Annotated in this window: 1 protein-coding gene; it reads right to left on the bottom strand. The window is 26.7% G+C overall.

The window, feature by feature from the left end; genetic code table 11:
• Positions 1–54: 54 nt before the first annotated feature.
• A complete protein-coding gene (locus tag IAI56_RS15720) occupies positions 55–954 on the bottom strand; it encodes a hypothetical protein (protein ID WP_187658759.1) in 900 nt (299 codons plus the stop codon).
• Positions 955–1,122: the final 168 nt, after the last annotated feature.

The following is a 1,122-nucleotide window of genomic DNA, read 5'->3' as shown; positions in this document are numbered from 1 at the left end:
AGCCGACGGTTTTTTTCTTTTTCAGTTAAGATTTTAGTTTACAAACTTTTGTTTTTACCATTCTCTCCATTGTTGAGTTAAGTCTGAATTATCTTCAATTGCAAATCCTGTCAATTTTACAGAATCTTGAATAAAGTTTACTAATTCTTCTCTTTCTAACGTTTCAATATAATCTCCATTTCTGTTAAATGAAACTACAACTTTTTTTATTGCAGAATAAATTTTCGTTGCCTTTTTTTGAATAGTTGCTTCATAAATTGTATCAATAAATGTCTCTAATACTTTTTGTGCAAATTCAATATCTTCTTTATTAAATATATCATCACCTTCATTCATTCTAATTTCCCAACTTTTTGTAGGTGTTTTAGTTTTTAAGTTAGTAATAGTTTCTATATTTTCTAAGTTAAGATTTTTGTTTTGTTTGGCTAAAGATTTTTTTAGTTCATCAACATACTTTTCAGATAGACTAATTAACCAAAATCTAATCCAAACAAATTTTATAAATTCATCAAGTTTAATTAAAATTTTTTTGTCATCTATTTTAAAGTAATAATTGTACTCCGCTTTGTCATAAGAAGTTCCTTTGTCTTTTTCGTATGGTTTTTTACCTATTTTTTGATAAATTTCGTCAACACTATCGCCAATTTTTAGGTTAAAAGGTAATTGTATATCAAAATCTTTCCTTTTTTCTAAATAATTATTTTCAAATGATATTTCTTTCAATATTAATTCGGATTCATCTTTAGTGTAAATTGATTTAGGACTTCCGAATTCATTTTCAAATTTATCTTTTTGTTCAAACACAAAATAAACTCCCTTTTCTCTATTATTGTAATCAATACTCCAATCATTTTCAATATCTAAAGTAAGTGAAAAAAAATCTATAAAATTTTTCACTTCGGGATTATTTATTGAATGTCCTAAAATTCTGTCATGTAAATTAAATGTTTCCATTAATCAATATTTGTTGTTTTTTTCTGCGGTTCGATAAACTGTTGGCTAACGGTTCTCGGCTTGGCGATGTGGCGGAAATCGAAGCACAAATGTTTAGTTTTGCACAAAAGTTAAATCGAAGAACTGAGCTTGAATTTAGCAATTCAGCCGCCATATTGCCAAACCGAT

Source organism: Flavobacterium macrobrachii (genome assembly GCF_014486675.1).
Classification (GTDB): Bacteria; Bacteroidota; Bacteroidia; order Flavobacteriales; family Flavobacteriaceae; genus Flavobacterium; species Flavobacterium macrobrachii.
Note: the sequence above shows the minus strand (reverse complement) of the source record. Positions and strands in the feature narration are given on the sequence as shown.

Bases quoted from the DNA above. Each gene is read 5' to 3' on its own strand.
- IAI56_RS15720 (WP_187658759.1), bottom strand. From the start codon at position 954: ATGGAAACATTTAATTTACATGACAGAATTTTAGGACATTCAATAAAT.